The sequence below is a fragment of the Streptomyces sp. DSM 42067 genome (assembly GCF_055792885.1).
Genome location: NZ_CM147706.1, coordinates 3035809 through 3051921 on the forward strand (window position 1 = coordinate 3035809; position 16113 = coordinate 3051921).

Sequence of the window (16113 nt, forward strand, 5' to 3'; positions counted from 1 at the left end):
AGACCACCCACCATGACTGGACGTCTCAACAGCGCCCAGCCCTATGCCCTCGGCTTGTTCCGGTTCGTCGTCGGCCTGCTCTTCGCCTGCCACGGCGCCGCGTCGCTCTTCGGCGTCCTCGGCGGAGCGATGGGCGGCGGCACTGTCCCGACGGGCACGTGGCCCGGCTGGTACGCGGCCGTGATCGAACTCGTCGGCGGCGGCCTGGTGGCGATCGGCCTTGGCACCCGCGCGGCGGCTTTCATCTCGTCGGGCGCGATGGCCTACGCGTACTTCAAGGTCCACCAGCCGTCGGCGCTGTGGCCTCTGCAGAACGACGGCGAGCTCGCGGCGATGTACTGCTGGTCGATGTTCCTGCTGGTCTTCACCGGCTCGGGCGCGCTCGGCCTGGACCGCCTCTTCGCGTCCCGTGGCACGGACGCGCAGGAGACGGCGAACGCTTCGGAGAAGCGCTCACCGGTCACGGCCTGACGGAACGGCTCATCGCGTCACGACGGCGCCCGCTCGCGTACACATACGCGGGATCGGGTGCCGTCGCCGTTCCCGGCCGTCACGGACAAGCGAGCCCCGGTTAATCCGGGTTGACGCTCACGCGTACGCTGTATGGCTGTCATCAGGCCGCCCCTGCCGCTCCCCGCGACATCGCGGCGCTGTTCTGTCGACTGGGGAGTTTCGGTGCTGGAGAGTGTGGGGTCGCTGACCGGCAGCCCATGGATCTATGCCGTGGTGGCCCTGTCCATCCTCTTCGACGTGTTCCTCCCCGTCCTGCCGAGCGGTGTCCTGGTGATCGCCGCAGCCACCGCCGCGGCGGCCGGCTCCGGCGCCGAGACGGAGCAGGCGGGGCAGGTCCCCGACATCCTGGTCCTCATCCTGTCCGCGGCGACCGCCTCGGTCCTGGGCGACCTGGTCGCTTACCGGCTGGCCTGGCGCGGCGGCGAACGCCTGGACCGCGCCATCGCCCGTTCGCGCCGTCTCGCCAGCGCGCAGGAACGACTCGGCTCGGCACTCGCCCGCGGCGGCGGCGCCCTGGTCGTCCTCGCCCGCTTCGCCCCGGCAGGCCGCTCGGTCGTCTCCTTCGGCGCAGGCGCGGCCCACCGCAAGGTCCGCGAGTTCCTGCCCTGGTCGGCCCTGGCAGGCACCGCCTGGGCCGCCTACAGCGTCGGCCTCGGCTACTTCGGCGCCCAGTGGCTGGGCACGACATGGCTCGCCACGGCGGTCTCGTTCGCCGCGTTGGTCGGCGCGGGTGCTGTGGCGGCTTATGTGATGCGGCGGCCCGCTGAGGCAGAAGAGGTCCCGGCAGGCTGAAGCTGCGGCGGACCCGTACGTAGCAGCGCGCGTCAGGCCGTGTCTGCCACCGCGGCCGCCTCTCGCGGCGCGGTCCCCTCGGCGCGCCGCCCCTGCCCCCGTACCTCCAGTCCGGCGAGCAGCTCCGCGGTCGCTTCGGCGATCACGTCGACGGCGCGCTCGAACACCTCCTGGTTGTGGGCGGCCGGGGCACGGAACCCGGAGACCTTCCGCACGTACTGAAGCGCGGCGGCCCGTATCTCCTCCCCGGTGGCCTCTTCGGGGAGTACGGGCGGACGGAGCGTCTTGATGCTGCGGCACATGCGTCCAGTGTCACCCCGGCCACTGACAATCGGCCCGGAACCCCGGCGGCAGTCCTCTTCGGATCCAACGGCCGGAATCAGCGGCCTCGGATAGCTCCCGGGCCCAGCGCGCCGGATTCAGCTCTCGGACTCAGCGGCCGGATTCAGCTCCCGGACTCAGCAGCAGGTTCAGCTCTGGACTCAGCAGCAGGTTCAGCTCTGGACTCAGCCGGCGAGAACCTTGTCGAGGAAGGCATCGAGGTTGGTGAGAGTGCGCTCGATCTTGTCCTCGAGCGGCAGGGTCTCCTCGTACGGCACACGCAGCCCTGTCTGCTTCTTGCCCCGCAGGTAGAGCGAACAGGCCAGGTCGGCGCACACGTACGCCCCGACGGTATTTCCCTGCCGCCCCGCCACCCCCGCCCGCGGCGCAACCAGCAGACACACTCCGGTGCCGGGATGTCCCGTCAGGCACAGGGAACACACGGTCGTCTTGGTGAAACCACGCCGGATGCCTTGCGGTGCACGGAGCGTGACCCCCACCAGCCGGTCGTCACGTACCGCGACGAGATAGCCGCGGTCCGGCGCGCCCGGATCGCGCCAGCCCAGGAAGTCCATGTCCGCCCAGGGCAGTTCGGACAGTCCCCGAGGAAGGCTGATGCGTTTCGCCTCGCCCTTCGAGCAGTTGGCGAAGGATGCCCGTATGGCCTTCTCGTCGATCGGTTCCATGATCACGAGAGGCTACCGGCGGACGGCGGCGGAAGTCTCCTGATTTTCGGGTGCCGGGACACGCCCAGCCGCGGTGCGGCCACCAGGGAACGGCCCGACGACGGCATCGGGCCTCGTCTCCCGCTGCCCGCCTCTCACCCTCTGTACGAGCTCTGTACGAGCGGCTTACGCCCGGATCGACACGTTCGCATGAAGTCCCAGAAGGAACTCGCATCCAAAAATCGAACAGGCGTAGCATTGCGGCGTGTCTGTGACCCATGACTTCCCGAGCGACCTCCTAGCCGGTCAGGAGGAGCTGCATCAGGTCCGGGCAGAACTCCTGGCCCTGCTGAAGCGGCTGCCCTGGTCGGTCGAACCCCTGGACGGCTTCAGCGACGACACCGGCTGGCGCAAGGTGGAGCGCCCTGCCTCCCCCGGCTGGACGGCGGACGAACAGGCCGAGGTGGAGAAGCTCCGCCAACGCGAACGAGAACTCGCGGTGTTCGTGACGTGCCACCGCTTCTGGTCGGAAGTGTCGGGCCCGGACGCGGTGGATGCCCGCATGAAGCTGAAGCACACACACGAGGAGCGGGAGCCGAACGCGGACTAATAGCCCTCCGGTTGGGAAAAGGCAACCGACACGGCGCGATGTCCCCGAGATTTCCCCTGTTCGGCCGACACCGGTTGCCGCGCCATCGACGCGGAGGTGTCCTGGTCAAGGCGCCTCGGAGCCGCAGGCGCACGGACGGGGCGGCCGGCCGTGACAAGCCGGGCCAGCCCTCTCCGACCTACATCACACTGGGAGGCAACCATGCCGCACCGCCAGGGCGACCGGGTGGAATACCGGGACGAGATGAACCAGAAGCAGTCGGGCGTGATCCAGGACGTCCAGGGCAGCGGGCAGCAGGCGCGCTACACCGTGCAGAACCTCGAGACCCAGCGCCAGGAGCAGGTCCGGGAGCAGCAGATCGAACGGGACCTGGACTAACGCGCCCATCGGCACTGCATCGACCGGTGCGCGACTGCCCGTCTCGCAACGACCGAAACGTCGCCACCGGTCCCCGGTCCCTGGCCCTTCACGGCCCAGGTAACCGGAGCCGCCGAAGGGCCACACCCTCGATGCGGGCTCACGCCTATCGCGTGAGCCCGCATTGACGTCGCATCCCAAGTTCGCGAATCCCAAGTTCACCTGCGCCTACGGCGGTTCACCTATCGACTTTGACTGCCTGGGAGACCCGGGGAGTCCGATCCGGGTACAAGTCATGGTGAATGGCCTTTGCCACGCGCTCAACCGTTTTCATGCCGTAGTCCCAACCCACTTGTGCCGACTCGCCTTCAGGGACCCTGTTGTTCTCGGTGAGGACCACGAGGCCATAGTCGTAGGCACGGCCGGTGAAGGCGCTCATGCTGTTGACCTTCCAGTCCCCTCGGTCCCAGGGATCCATGCGCCCGGTCTGGGAACGCTGAAGCCACCCGTTCTTGACTTGTACGGCAGCGTCCGGGGGAGCCCCGGCGGGAGTTCCCCACCGTTGATCCTTCTGCACGTCGTGCATGAGGCCCAGGAGGTAGGTGCGCTCTTCCGCGTTCAGGACCGAGTTGTCGTCGGCGGTGAGCAGCTCAAGAAGTCTGGCCTGGTCCCTTGCTGTGACCTGCGTCAGGCCCATGAAATCCTCTTCGTCGAGGATGGTGTTCTTCATTCCGGCCTTGTCCAGAAATCTCTGGATCCTTTTGCGGCCCAGGTTTTCCCACAGGGTGTACATCGCATCGTTGTCGGAGCTCACTATCATCTCCCTGGCCAGGTCCTGCTCACCCTCGGACAGGTCGACGCCTTTTTCCAGGAGCAGTGCCCCCAGTATTATCGGCTTGACGATACTCGCAGAGTCGTAGTGCTTGTCCGCGCCGTACGTGCAGGAGGTACGGGTGGTTCGGTCATACAGCGCCAGCGAGGCGCGACTGTCGCGACTCACCAGCGACTTCGCTATGTCCCGAGTGAGAAGGTTCGCCAGTCCGGGTTTTGCGGATGAGCATTCAACGAGCCCGCCCTTGAGTCGCTGGAACGCGAATATTATGTGCCGTGTCTCACGGGATACGGTTGTCGTGGCAGCAGGAGCGACGGCCGAAGTGGAGACCGCCGCGACGACTACTCCTAATGTCACCTTTGAAGCCATCTTGCTGAGCGCCAATTCTTTCCCTTTCCGTATCTTCCGGCCCACCAGCGAGCTTCAGCTTCACGACAGCAGACCCGGCCCGATATCGTCCACAGCAAGGTTGGTAAGTATCGATTCTGGCAATTCGGTGCAGCTCGGCGCCTGCGGCCGACATTACAAGCCCGGGATGCGCCTGGCTTGTCGGGTAAGCCGGTAGGCCTAGACGCGACCACACCCCGGTGAATCCGTCACCGCCGGCACCATCGCCCGCGACACCCGACTCGACCGCGAAGCACTGCTCGACCAACTCGCCCTGCTCTGAACGCCAAAGAGCCCGGGCTGGATGCCAAAGACCCCCAGCCTGGATGCCAAAGACCCCCAGCCTCGATCGGCTGAGGGTCTTCGCACTGGTGGATCTTCTGGGTTTCGCACTGGCGGGTCTTCTGGGTCTTCGCACTGATGGATCTTCCGGGGTTCGTACTGGTGGGTGCGCGGACGGTTGCGCACCGCCGTCACGAGATGGCCGGCGTTACAGCCCCAGGGAGATGGCCACTCGGGTGAGTTCGGCCGTGCTGTTGATGTTGAGCTTGGCCCGGATACGGCGGAGATACGCGTCGACCGTGTGCTTGGAGAGTCCCATGTGGCGGGCCGTTTGCACGTAGGTGCGCCCTTCGGCGATATGCCGCAGCGTCTCCCGCTCACGCGGAGCCAGCGAAGGTGCGGAAGCTTCGACGTTCGGCATGGTGTCTGTGAGGCTCATGGGATGTTCTCCGGCGGATCGGCTCGGTCATCGCTGCTCACACCCTCGGAAGCAGGAGGCAAATGTCCGAATAAGGTCATTTGTCCTCTTTCAAAAAAGCCTGCACGGGCGACTTCATGACGGCGTCCGCGATCTGTCACAGAGGTGTCACAGGGCCCGCCAGCAGGCGCGCCGCAGCGCGATGACGATCAGATCGGGGGTTTGTGCGGCCCCTCCTGTCCCATCTGGCCCACAAGTGGCTCGCGCCCCTCAGGGGCGCGAAAGACAAGGGGACCAGGCCTCCGGACTCGTACTGGATGACCTGGGCCTTCTGGCTCGCCGGGCGCACATCTTGTGCATGTTTCGGCGGTTACGCCCAGGATTAACCTCGATGTGTTCCCTCATGAAAGGTGAAAGATCATGCCGACGTATGTCACGTTGCTGAACTGGACCGATCAAGGGATCCGAAACTACAAGGACACCGCGAAGCGTGCCGAGGCCTTCACCTCAGCGGCACAGAAGCTCGGGGCGAAGCTCCTGAACATCTACTGGACCGTCGGTCCCTACGACCTCGTGGCCGTCGTCGAGGCGCCCGACGACGAAACCGCCACCGCGGCCCTCCTGCAGCTCGGCGGGGTGGGCAACGTCCGTACCACGACCCTGCGGGCCTTTGGCCGAGAGGAGATGGATCGCATCATCGCCAAGGCCGCCGGCTGAGGACATGCCAGACCTGAAAAATGCGAACGGGCCCTGGACCTGAGAGGTCGAGGGCCCTCGCCCTGGAAATGCACGAGCCTGCCCGCATGATCTGGCACGTGTCTGGCACGCCTCTCGTAGGCACCGTGGCTGCGCTCTAGCAGTCGTAGCGGTGCGCGTAGGGCAGTTCGGGGCACAGGCGGCAGAGGAAGAGATAGATGCCTCCGAGGTCGCCCATGACCATGTCCAGGTCTTCCTCTGGGGTAACGCTGAGCAGGTGCTCCATGCGGTGACCGCGCTCGCAGACCGGCCAATCGGGCGGCTGGTTCCAGGCCGGATACCCACCGACCTTGTTCTGCAGCGCACACGCCAACAGTGTGTACTCCATACCGAAGCGCTCTTCGAGCTCCTCGATGCGGGGCCGCAAGGTCTGCCGAAGCTCCTGCGGCAGGTCCCAGTTCGGATACTCCACCACCGGGGTGGGGGACACAGCGCACGGACTGGGCATGAACTCCTCTTCGTACTCTCCCTCCTGCGGGGCGGGGACGTCCTGGAGCATGCCGGTGGTGAGCACGTCCGCCTCGCTGCGCCAGTAGAGCTTCGGCAGTGCGGCGCAGGCCTGGTCCCGAGGATGGATCAACGGGCACCAGACCAGCTGGAGTACGTCCATGCCTTCGGGGAACGAGAGCTCCGGCACGTCTCGTGCGAAGAGCTGGACCACCGGCACCATGGAGACCGTCCCGGCCGGGTTCTTCTCGTTGGGCCAAGCCCAGTGTCCCGGTTGTTCGCAGGAGGGCCAGGCTTCATCAGCGGGCCAGAGCAAGGGGCCGCCCAGGGAACTCTCCCGGACCTCGGGAGACCCGCTCTTCGGCAACAGTAGCGTCGTCCGCCGGCCGAGAGCCGCGAGCTCGGGGATCAGGTCATCCAAGTCGTACGGTGGGCCTGCAAAGCTATGTGCCACGGGCGGGGCCTCCTCGGATCAATAGCTCCAGCTCTTGGGCAAGCTACCTCTTCGTCCCGAAGCAACTTGGATGGGCGCTCGACCTTGGGCAGGTGTGCCGCTCACCTGCTGCGATGGTCCACAGGTGTGCGTGGTTGTCCGCCGCTGTGCGTCGGCGTTGTCACGCAGTTAGACACTCACCTCTGTCGCGAGGGCAAGGGCCGTGTACGCCTCATCGCGGTTATGGCGTCAGTCTGACGTCTTGCAGGAGACCCCTTTGGCAACGAAATCGGGCTCCGCGTCGGCGTAGGCAATGACGTCGCGCTCCGCATCGGCCGACGGTGTCGGTGTCGGCGCCGAACATCCCGAAGAGGAACTCGATGACGACGGCTCCGGCCTCGGACCCGACGTTGGCTCAATCCCGTCGTTGATCGACTCCGTGAATGACCAGCTGACGACAACCAACACGAGCCAACCGCCGATCAGCCACCCTTTCGTGCGCCTGCTCATCACGCTCCCTGCCCGAAGTCCCCACGGCAAGCGGCCAGTCTGCCAGCCGAACGGCGGCGCCCCTCGCAGACCACCGCATTAGGAGTTCCATCTGTAGGGCCTCGGAGGTGCGGTCGGGCGTGCTTCGAGCATGCTGGCTGAGCCGTCCGTGCCCGACGTAGTTCGCTGCTGTTCAACGTCGTTGATGTCAGCGATGGATGTCACGACCACGAGTAGAGGGTGCCGGTTCCGTACGGCGTGCCGCTGTCCGGGTGCTCCTCGGGCAAGGGGTCGCGTACGAACTGGGCGCAGTACTCGTTGCAGGCTCCGTTGGCTTCGAAGTTCTGGCGCGCCTGCCGCAGGCTGAGGCCGTGGTTCGGGCCGCCGCGGACCACTTCGGCGTCGTGCTCGTCCTGGCCGTCGTCCTCCCAGTAGCAGACATCGCAGATCTCGAAGGTTCCACGCTCGGCGAGGGTGATGAAGCCGCAGCACGGGCAGCGGTACGGCCCGTCCTCGACACTGCCGCGAACAATCATGAAGGTCACGGCTGCATCCTGACCCAGGGATGTCGTGCACGCCTATGCCTTTTCAGCGGCCTTCTTATTGCCCTGGCTCTTGCGACGGATCTGGGCGACCTGCATTGTCGCTGGTACGGGGGCAGGCCGTCGAGACCGTCATTGGTCATCGTTGGCCGTTGCTGATCGGCCTCGGACGGCCCAGAGGCGGCCCCAGCATGAGAGCCGAGCCGCCTCGCGGTGTGACCTTCTGATCCGTAGCTATAGGCAGGACGGTCATAGGCGGTCACGACGGCCGCGAGGCGGCGCCCAAGGACCACCCTCGGGCACCGGCGGTCGCGATGGTTGCTGTATCGGACAGCTACCTGTGGTCGACGAGGAAGTCGCCGACCACGGTCCGAAAGCCGTTCGGGTCTTCCACCCAGGGAAGGTGCCCTGCGCCGTTGAGCGTCTTCCGCGAGACCCGGGGCAGGGCCTGTTCCAGTGAGTCAAGCGCCCAGGTCGGTCGAATGTCCTCGGCTCCGTGCACGATGAGCACGGGTACGTCCAACTTTTCGCATGCCGCCCGCAGTTCCGGTGTTCCCGAGGTGCGATTGACCTCGGCGTTGATGGTCACGCTGCACTCGAAGTTCACGCCGTACCAGGGTGTGGCCGCGGCCTCGGCCTGTTCCAGCGCCCGCTCGCGGTCGGCGTAGTCTGCGGACCACTGCAGCACGCAGAGTTCCCGGTCTTCCGCTTCGGTGCGCTTCCGGCTGTCCAGCGTTTCCCAGCGCTTCAGGAGTTTCCCGAGGTTGGCGCGCAGGTTCTGCTGGTAGGTCGGCCGCCAGGTGTCGCGGTTGTCGATTCCGGTGCCGGAGACGTAGACCAGCTTGCTCACGCGCTCGGGATGGTCCAGCGCGTACTGCAGTACCAGCTGAGTGCCGTACGAGTGGCCCAGTAGCGCCATCCGGTCCAGCCCGAAGTGGCGGCGGACGGCGTCCATGTCGGCCACGGATTGGGCGACCGAGTACGGCCCGCGCCGTTGCGACCGCCCGCATCCCCGTTGGTCCCAGCGGTGCACGGTGGCCCGGTCTGTCAAGAGCTCGGCCAAGTCGCCCAAGAAGTCCCAGATGCCGGGTCCGCCGTGGCAGAAGACCACGGGAGTGCCCTCGCCGCCTCGGGTTGCCCACAGCCGGACTCCGCCTTCGGTCAGCACCGTCTCATCCACGTCCGCAAGTCTGAAGCAAGTCGAGCGCCCATGAGTCGACGATCTTGAAAACCGTCGTGGCAGCGATGTCACCGTGGGTTCAAATCCCACACCCACCGCAGGTAAACGGCCTCTGACCAGGTAAATCGGTCAGGGGCCCTTCTGTGGGTAGCTGCCCGTGAGTGGCCGCTGTTCCCCGGTGTTTCCCGTTGGATCGGGCACGGCTGGGGCACGGCCGCTCTTGTCAGGCCGCCCCTCGATGCGAACTACGGGCGTCGCGGTTGCCGAGGTCCGCCAGGGGGGCCAGGCGGCTGCTTGAGGGCGTTGAAGGTCTGCTGCGGTCACGGTGGTTGCTGTACTGCGCTGCTGTACCGCAGCCGTCCACCGACGGCTGCGGGGCGGCCCGAGTCCCGTAGCATGATCCGGTTCAGACCTGAGGGGGGTTCTCGTGCGAACGGTACCGACCGCCGTGACGGCGGCCCTGGCGTGCCTGGTCATGGGGGTCGCCGTGACTGGCTGCGCAGACGGCAGCGCGGCGGAGCCCCTCTCCGCCGATCAGATGCTTGACGACGCGAATGCCACGATGCGCGCTCTGAGGTCAGTGACCATCGACACGGTCACCAAGGTGACCGGGGGTGATGACCGCTCCAGCCGTCTGACAACCGACCTCAAGGGCAAGTGCGCGTTCAAGTCGACCTCGGCCACAGGTGCCAGCCTCGAACAAATCCGGATCGATGGGACGGACTACCGCCCGAATCGGACCTACCTCGAGGAGTCGGGCCGGCACATGGTCGGCGCGGACAAGCAGGATCGTTGGGTCAAAACTCCTGCCAGCAAGTCGCAGCCGGGAGACGGGCTCTCCCAGTGCACGTATGAGTTCGCCTCTTTCGGTCAGGTGGACAAGGGCGAACCGACCAAGGTCAACGGCGCCCCAGCGATTCCGTTGAAGGTAACCGACGAGAAGGACGGCTCCTTCACCCTCTACGTCGCTACCGAGGGCAAGCCCTACATCCTCAAGGTCGTCTACAAGGACGACGAATTCGACACCACCACGTCGTTCAGTGCCTTCGATGAGCCATTGGACGTGCAGCCCCCGGACAAGGCCAAGGTGCTGGACATGAGCGGCATCGGCTGATGACGAGTTCCTCGTAGAGGCCACGGTGGACACCCAACGCGAGGCCGTCAGCCACATGGACCGGCTGCTCAGGAGGCGGCTCGACCGCTCCTGACCATCGCCGTTGATGTCAGATCCGGATGTCAAAGACCCCCAGCCTCGATCGGCTGGGGGTCTTTGCGCTGGTGGGCGCGGACGGTTTCGAACCGCCGACATCTGCCTTGTAAGGATGATCAAGAAGCGAACCGCCTTGATCCGCTGATCAGCGCTTCCGGGCAGTCGGACCATGCAAGGCCGCTCTGACCAGCTGTTATACAGTCCCTTCAAGTCCCGGTCCGTCCCGTTGCCACCTTCGCCGTCTCGTGCAGTACGTCCCCGCGGCGTCCCCGCAAGTCCCTGTCTGTCCCCGCAGCGTCCCCGCTGAGACTCGCTCGACGACCGAGCTGAGCGAGGCTCGCCGAACGTGCAGCTCCCGCGGGAGTTCGCATTCGGTGAGCACCGCTCCCCCATCGCGTTCTGTACGCAGCTCGACGGCGGGGCGCGCGAATCATCGCGTCAGTGGCAGCACCCGAGCATGGCTAGGGCGGCGCCATTTGGCTCCACCCGGGCGACTCCAACTGGCCCCAGTTTGGGGATAATTCGCGAAGATCAGGCGCCATGAAGTGGCCCCGGAGGGCGGCTTGCTCTGGGCCCAGGGCCGGGCATGTAGGCAAGGCATGCTGGCCCGTCGGTCGGTCGGTAAATGTGTCGCGTGGTGCTGAGGGTGTCGGGATACTGCCTCGGTGCCCCTTACTACGCTGCCTCAACCGCTTCGACCTCGTGCCCTGAGGCCCGGAGATCTCGTCGTTATCGCATCGCTGTCCGGGCCACTCCATGCCGTTTACGAGCCCGACCTCGAGCAGGCGGTGGTCGTGCTCGAGCGGATGGGATTCCGCGTGCGTCGGGCACCGCTCCTCGAAGCAGGGCGGCACCGTTGGTGGAGCGCGGCTACGCCGACGGAGATCGCCGGGGAATTCAATGCTCTTCTGCGTGATCCTGAGGTGCGCGCGATCATCGCGCATGACGGCGGCCAGACGGCGCTCGGTTACCTCGACCTGATCGACGTCGAGGCGATCACTGCCGACCCCAAGCCGATCCTCGGCTACAGCGATATCTCGCTGCTGCATCTGGTGCTCTATGCGCGCACGGGTCTGGTCGGATTCCATGCCGACGTGGCCACCCCTGGACTCGGCGGGCACTGGCAGACCGCGCCCGCAGCACGCAGAGCGGAACTTGAAAAGCTCTATTCGACGCTGCTGACCTCTAGGGAGCCGATCGGTGCGCTGCCGGCCACCCCGTCGTGGGAGTGCTGGCGTGCCGGTCGCGCCGAAGGCCGGTTGATCGGCGGGCTGCTCAATCGCATCGTGCTAGCGCAGGCGACGCGATTCGCGCTGCCGCTCCAATGGTTCGACGGCGCGGTGCTGTTCTGGGAGGAGATGGGCGGCCAAGCATCGCATGTGTGGAGCTATCTACAGGTACTGCGGCACTCCGGCATCCTCGATCGAATCTCCGGCATGGTTGTGGGCGTCCCGTACGCGATCGACGGACTCGACTCGCCCGACACGTCCCCGACCCTGCCCGAGATCGTCCTCGACGTCCTCGGCGACCGTGACATCCCGGTCCTGGGCAACGTCGAGTTCGGACACGCCGGCCCGAATCTGCCGATGCCGGTCGGCATCCGCGTTGCCCTCGACGCGCAGCAGCGAACGTTGTCGCTGCTCGAACCGGCGGTACGCCCGCTCACGTTGGCTGGACCGGGCGGCTGAGCAACGCGGATCAGCGAGCCGACAGCCTCGGCAGCACCCACCCTCGGCGGACCGCATCCACTGTCCCACCGCAAGACCCAGGGGGGTGGGGCCACTTCACCTCGCCACCACCCCCACGTACCTCCGAACGCCCTTCTCAGTGGGTCCAGTTGGAGTCGCCCCGGGTGGAGCCAAATGGCGCCGCCCTAGCCACCCGAGCACGAGCCGAGGAACCAGCCAAGGCCGGATGACCGCCCAGCCGGGCGGCTGGATGCTGCCGAATTACTGGCCCGACCGGGTCCAGAACTGACGCGGCGCGAAACCCTCGCGCCGCAGCCAGTGCTCGGTATAAACGATCCGTTCGGCCTCGATCACGACAACAGGCCCCGAGGGCGGTTCGTCGAGAGAACGCGAACTCTCGACGTGGTCGGACTGCCAGCGGAAGGCCGACCAGTAGTGCTCGAAGTCAGGTTCGTCATCGGACAGCGTGCGAGCCCGCCCGAAGACCTGAGCTCCTCGGCTGCTGGCCTGCCCCACCAGCGGAGCGAAGATCCCCACTGACACCCGGGGGTCCGCAGCCAGGTTCCTCATCTTCGGCGAACCTGGCGCGGCGGTGAACATCACCGCGAAGTCGAGATGGAAGTAACGCACCGGGGTCGCCAGTGGCCCCTCCGGTCCTGCCGTCGCCAGCACGCACATGTTCTGCGAGGACAGCAGGTTGAGTATGCGCTCTTCCAGCCGCTCTCGATCGAGCCGCTTCTTCGGTGCCGGGCCGGCCAGCCACGGGTTGGTCACAGGCATGATCAAGTATCCCATGCCTCACCACTCGAATGGCCAGCACTGGTCAGGCCGCATCCGTCGGCAGTGCGTCAAAACTCGTGCACATCGTCGCAGCCGGTGATCGCTAACTGCTGCTCTGAGTCATCGACAAACGCTGTCACTTGAAGGTTCTGGCTCAACTTCCGGTAGTTGAGCCAGAGCCCACTTGAAGTCATCGAAGCCACGTCAGCCCTGCGCACGCCCCAGCCAGGTCACCACGCCAGAGTTGGCGGTGCGCTTCGCGGAGAGCGCGGAGGGCGGCCGGGGTCGTTGCCATGCCGAGGGCGTCTGCGACGAGGGCTCGGAGGTCGGAGTCATCGAGCTGAGCGGCTGTCCAGGACAGGACGAGCTCGCGGCCGGGCCGGTGGGCGATGAGTGCGGTCGACAGCCGTACGGAGGCACGAAGGCGCATCTTCGATTCGTCCGTGATTGTGATGAATTCTGCTCCGTTCTGATCAAGCCAATTTTGCGCCTGCTGGGCGTACCAGTGGATCAGGACGTTCCGGGCGTGGGCGGGGCGGCTGATGAGACGTCTGTCGATGTGGAGGGCGACGCCGGTGTCGGGATCGTCGTGGCGGGTCAGGGGCGGGTCGTCGTCGGAGATGTCGACCAGGTGGAGGCGCGTACGCGTGCCGAAGATGGTGAGCTCCTCGCCCTCGGTGAGGAGTTTCGTGACGGGCTTTGGCCTGTGCTGCTGAAGCCGGTGCAGTTGCAGGTAGATCCACTCGCGGCGTCGGCGTACGAGGGCGGCGGCTTCGGTGTTGCTGGTGCCGTGTGGGGCTCGTACGAGGATGCGGCCGTCGGGGGTGACGGAGAGATCCTTGGTGCTGCGGGTGGAGGTGCGGAGGGTGACGGTGAGCTTGCCGACGGGGAAGGTGCGTTCCGGGTTGGTGGGGGTCATTGGGGTGCTCCTCCTGGGCTTCAGTCGACGATGACGAGTTCGTCTTCGCGGTACGGGAGGGGCTTGGGGGCGTAGGGCCACTGGACCATCACGAGGCGGTCGCCGGTGAGCGGGTCGGTGCCGTGGCCGACGACTTCGCCGAACAGGCACAGCTCGTCTTTCGGGACTGGAGCGTTCTTGACGACGCAGGTGTGTTTCTCGATGGGCATGTCGGTCTCCTTAGTTCGTCTGTGTGTCATGGCAGTTGTTTGTCTGTTCTGGATGGAGGGGTGCGGGGCCGCCGGTGAAGCGGCCCCGCACCGTGGAGCTGAGGGGGTCAGCCGGTGTCGGTGGGCGTGGTGGTCTCGGGCTTGGTGGTGCGCGGCTGCCTGGGGTGCGACGTCATGGGCGTCCCTGGAGTGGCCCCCGTCTTGGCACTGCGGGACTGCGTGGGTGTCGCGGTCTTCTTCGTCGTCGGCTGCGCCTTCTTGGTGCGCCGGGTGCGCGGCGTTGGCAGGGCCGGGGTGTTCTTGGCCGGTGGCGTGGTCCGGGTCTGGTTGCGGGTACTCGGCTTCTTGGCGGGCTTGGGGGCGGCGGGTGCGGCGGTCGGGGCGGGTTGGTCCTTGGCCGCGGGGCGGGGGCGCTTCCTGGGGAAGGCGCGGAGCACGGGCCGGTTGCCGTCGTATGCGGGGAGGAGGCGGGTGCGGATGTTCTTCGCGGTGGTGGCGGCGGGTGGGTTGTGGGTGAAGGTGACGCCGACGTTGTAGCGGTGGCCTTCGGTGAGGTGTTGGGCGTTGGCGGCCATGACTTTGGCGTCGTTCTCGTTGGCGTATTCGCGGGGTGGGACGTCGGTGGCCCAGGTCTGGACGGCTTGGCCGCGCCAAAGGCGGCGTAGTCCGATGTGGTGGCCGGTGGGGTGGGTGAGGAAGGCGACGGGGCCGGAGCTGGTGTCGGTGTCCACGGTCCAGTCGTCGCCGAGGTGCTCGGCGGTCTTCTGGGCGAACTGCTTGAAGCCGGGGAGGTCGATGGTCTGTTTCTTCTTCTCGGGGCTCTTGCCGCTCACTGTTCGTCGTCCTTGTTGTTCGTGGGACGTGCTGTGTCCGTGACGGTCGGGGTCGTGTCGAGGAGGCCGGTGATCGCCGGGAGTCGTCCGGGGCTGGTGGGGCAGATCTCGCGGGCGGCTTCGCGTACGTCGGCGGGCAGGGAGGCCAGGCGGTCGGTGGGCGTCACGGTGGCGAAGAGCAGAGGCCCTTGGAGGTCTGCGGGCGGTGCACCGAGGGATTCGGCGAGGAGGCCGGCGTAGAGGTTCGGCGGGTGCTGGTTGCGGTGTCGGCCGCCGATGATCGCGATCACGCCGTCGGGGCGGTCGATCCGGCAGATCACCGTGGGGGCGTCGAGCACGGCGCGTGCTACGGCTCGTGCCTGTTGGCGCGGATCGAGGCCGAGGGGGATCTGTCGGGTGGCGCCGTTCACGTCGATGCGCAGGGCTTCGGGTTCGTGAGTCGTGGCGTTGTCTGTATTCATGCGGCCGCTCCCTCGAGGAGGCGGTCGACGGCGTCGAGCATCCGTCGGGCCTTGTGTTCGAAGCGGGCCTGTTCCACGACGGCGTTGCGGTGTTTGATGATCGCGGCGCGTCCGGCGAGGGCTTTGGCGACGTCGCCGTCCTCGGTGAAGGTGTTGGCGCACCAGATGGCGACGCTTGGGCCGAGGTCCCACACGATCGCGTTGACCGCGGCGCAGGCGGTGGACAGGGGGTCGAGGTCGTTGCCGAACCAGCGGAAGTCGTGCGGGTTGAGGTTGAGTTCGCGCATTCGTTGGGCGACGGAGCGGAACATGCCGCCGCTGCCGATGGCGGGTTCGCGTACGGACATGCCCGGTCCGCAGGTGTCGTCGTCGACGAGGATGTGCGCCATCAGGTCGGTGATGCAGGGCGGGGTGTGGTACTCGCCGCGCCACTTCTTGTCGCTCTTGTGGCGCAGGCCGGTGAGGAGCGGGCTGAGGACGTCGGCGGAGGAGCGGAGGTAGGCGTCGTCCTGGGCGGTGAGGTCGAACAGGCCGGTGTTCACCGCCGCGTGCACGACGGCTTGTACGGCCTTGAGCTGGTGTTCGTCGGGGTTCTCGTCCAGCCAGCTGTGCAGGGGCAGAGCGACTTCGATGAGGTCGGGGCGGAACCACCACTGGACGCCCCAGATCTCCTTCAGGGCCGGGATGAACTGCTCGGGCGTCAGGGCGAGCAGCGGGTCGGCGATGAGGGGTTCGCGGAAGAAGGTCAGGGCGGCGACCGTGCCGAGGGGGATGTCCATGCGGCCTCCGCCGTAGTTGCTAAACCAGGCGTGGATGACGTTCTCGGCGATCTTGTTGGCGTGCTGGTGCGGGTCGGCCGGGAAGACGTGCTGTCGGCGCTTGGGAGCGGTGGGCAACCGTAGGGGCTTGGCGGCCGCAGCTGCTTTTCGCTCGGCACGTTCGGTGAGTTTCTGCTCGACTTCGCCGAAGAGGTCGAACTGGACCATGGC

The 16113-nt window shown here is 66.6% G+C and carries 20 protein-coding genes; 7 read left to right on the top strand and 13 right to left on the bottom strand.

The features are described 5' to 3' along the window. Positions 1-12: 12 nt before the first annotated feature. Both ACSMXV_RS14085 and ACSMXV_RS14090 read left to right on the top strand, forming a co-directional pair. The gene (locus tag ACSMXV_RS14085; RefSeq protein WP_473177968.1) at positions 13-471 is read left to right on the top strand and encodes a DoxX family protein; all 459 of its coding nucleotides are present in this window, start codon (positions 13-15) and stop codon (positions 469-471) included. 204 nt (positions 472-675) lie between these two features. Then, complete coding sequence (locus ACSMXV_RS14090; RefSeq protein WP_473177969.1) at positions 676-1305, top strand: DedA family protein; 630 nt, start codon at positions 676-678, stop codon at positions 1303-1305. Positions 1306-1337: 32 nt separating this feature from the next. On the opposite strand, the gene ACSMXV_RS14095 is transcribed toward ACSMXV_RS14090, so the two are convergent. Both ACSMXV_RS14095 and ACSMXV_RS14100 read right to left on the bottom strand, forming a co-directional pair. Further along, a complete protein-coding gene (locus ACSMXV_RS14095; protein ID WP_181659732.1) occupies positions 1338-1607 on the bottom strand; it encodes a DUF2277 domain-containing protein in 270 nt (89 codons plus the stop codon). Positions 1608-1811: 204 nt separating this feature from the next. Beyond that, on the bottom strand, positions 1812-2312 hold the full coding sequence (locus ACSMXV_RS14100; RefSeq protein WP_473177970.1) for an FBP domain-containing protein: 501 nt from the start codon (positions 2310-2312) through the stop codon (positions 1812-1814). A 244-nt stretch (positions 2313-2556) separates the two neighbouring features. Between ACSMXV_RS14100 and ACSMXV_RS14105 the strand changes: the two genes are divergently transcribed. Both ACSMXV_RS14105 and ACSMXV_RS14110 read left to right on the top strand, forming a co-directional pair. Then, on the top strand, positions 2557-2901 hold the full coding sequence (locus ACSMXV_RS14105) for a hypothetical protein (RefSeq protein WP_473177971.1): 345 nt from the start codon (positions 2557-2559) through the stop codon (positions 2899-2901). 201 nt (positions 2902-3102) lie between these two features. Beyond that, entirely contained in the window at positions 3103-3279 is a 177-nt protein-coding gene (locus tag ACSMXV_RS14110; protein WP_181659735.1) for a hypothetical protein, read from the top strand. A 217-nt stretch (positions 3280-3496) separates the two neighbouring features. Here the strand turns inward: ACSMXV_RS14110 and ACSMXV_RS14115 are convergent, their stop codons facing one another. Together ACSMXV_RS14115 and ACSMXV_RS14120 are read right to left on the bottom strand one after the other, a co-directional pair. Further along, a complete protein-coding gene (locus tag ACSMXV_RS14115) occupies positions 3497-4474 on the bottom strand; it encodes a serine hydrolase (protein ID WP_473177972.1) in 978 nt (325 codons plus the stop codon). 493 nt (positions 4475-4967) lie between these two features. Further along, a complete protein-coding gene (locus tag ACSMXV_RS14120) occupies positions 4968-5198 on the bottom strand; it encodes a response regulator transcription factor (RefSeq protein WP_473177973.1) in 231 nt (76 codons plus the stop codon). Between the two features lie 399 nt (positions 5199-5597). Between ACSMXV_RS14120 and ACSMXV_RS14125 the strand changes: the two genes are divergently transcribed. Further along, a complete protein-coding gene (locus ACSMXV_RS14125; RefSeq protein ID WP_181659740.1) occupies positions 5598-5894 on the top strand; it encodes a GYD domain-containing protein in 297 nt (98 codons plus the stop codon). 136 nt (positions 5895-6030) lie between these two features. Here the strand turns inward: ACSMXV_RS14125 and ACSMXV_RS14130 are convergent, their stop codons facing one another. The 3 genes from ACSMXV_RS14130 to ACSMXV_RS14140 form a co-directional block, all read right to left on the bottom strand. Further along, positions 6031-6603, bottom strand: coding sequence for a DUF1963 domain-containing protein (locus ACSMXV_RS14130; protein WP_473177974.1), 573 nt, complete (start codon positions 6601-6603; stop codon positions 6031-6033). A gap of 920 nt (positions 6604-7523) precedes the next feature. Next, positions 7524-7838 (bottom strand): CPCC family cysteine-rich protein, encoded by a 315-nt coding sequence (locus tag ACSMXV_RS14135; RefSeq protein ID WP_473178930.1) that lies wholly within the window; start codon positions 7836-7838, stop codon positions 7524-7526. A 340-nt stretch (positions 7839-8178) separates the two neighbouring features. Continuing rightward, positions 8179-9024 (bottom strand): alpha/beta fold hydrolase, encoded by an 846-nt coding sequence (locus ACSMXV_RS14140; protein ID WP_473177975.1) that lies wholly within the window; start codon positions 9022-9024, stop codon positions 8179-8181. A gap of 427 nt (positions 9025-9451) precedes the next feature. Between ACSMXV_RS14140 and ACSMXV_RS14145 the strand changes: the two genes are divergently transcribed. Both ACSMXV_RS14145 and ACSMXV_RS14150 read left to right on the top strand, forming a co-directional pair. Further along, positions 9452-10138: a hypothetical protein gene (locus ACSMXV_RS14145; RefSeq protein WP_473177976.1), complete on the top strand. Its 687-nt coding sequence runs from the start codon at positions 9452-9454 to the stop codon at positions 10136-10138. A 776-nt stretch (positions 10139-10914) separates the two neighbouring features. Beyond that, entirely contained in the window at positions 10915-11922 is a 1008-nt protein-coding gene (locus tag ACSMXV_RS14150; protein ID WP_473178931.1) for a S66 peptidase family protein, read from the top strand. 261 nt (positions 11923-12183) lie between these two features. Here the strand turns inward: ACSMXV_RS14150 and ACSMXV_RS14155 are convergent, their stop codons facing one another. The 6 genes from ACSMXV_RS14155 to ACSMXV_RS14180 form a co-directional block, all read right to left on the bottom strand. Beyond that, complete coding sequence (locus ACSMXV_RS14155; protein WP_473177977.1) at positions 12184-12702, bottom strand: pyridoxamine 5'-phosphate oxidase family protein; 519 nt, start codon at positions 12700-12702, stop codon at positions 12184-12186. Positions 12703-12892: 190 nt separating this feature from the next. Continuing rightward, on the bottom strand, positions 12893-13621 hold the full coding sequence (locus tag ACSMXV_RS14160) for a YgjP-like metallopeptidase domain-containing protein (protein WP_473177978.1): 729 nt from the start codon (positions 13619-13621) through the stop codon (positions 12893-12895). A 20-nt stretch (positions 13622-13641) separates the two neighbouring features. Beyond that, complete coding sequence (locus ACSMXV_RS14165) at positions 13642-13830, bottom strand: hypothetical protein (protein ID WP_473177979.1); 189 nt, start codon at positions 13828-13830, stop codon at positions 13642-13644. A gap of 107 nt (positions 13831-13937) precedes the next feature. Further along, positions 13938-14663, bottom strand: a complete 726-nt coding sequence (locus tag ACSMXV_RS14170) for a hypothetical protein (protein ID WP_473177980.1) — start codon at positions 14661-14663, stop codon at positions 13938-13940. Further along, on the bottom strand, positions 14660-15124 hold the full coding sequence (locus tag ACSMXV_RS14175) for a hypothetical protein (RefSeq protein WP_473177981.1): 465 nt from the start codon (positions 15122-15124) through the stop codon (positions 14660-14662). The genes ACSMXV_RS14170 and ACSMXV_RS14175 overlap by 4 nt, the downstream gene beginning before the upstream one ends. Further along, positions 15121-16110, bottom strand: a complete 990-nt coding sequence (locus ACSMXV_RS14180; RefSeq protein ID WP_473177982.1) for an N-6 DNA methylase — start codon at positions 16108-16110, stop codon at positions 15121-15123. Before ACSMXV_RS14180 ends, ACSMXV_RS14175 begins: the two co-directional genes overlap by 4 nt. Positions 16111-16113: the final 3 nt, after the last annotated feature.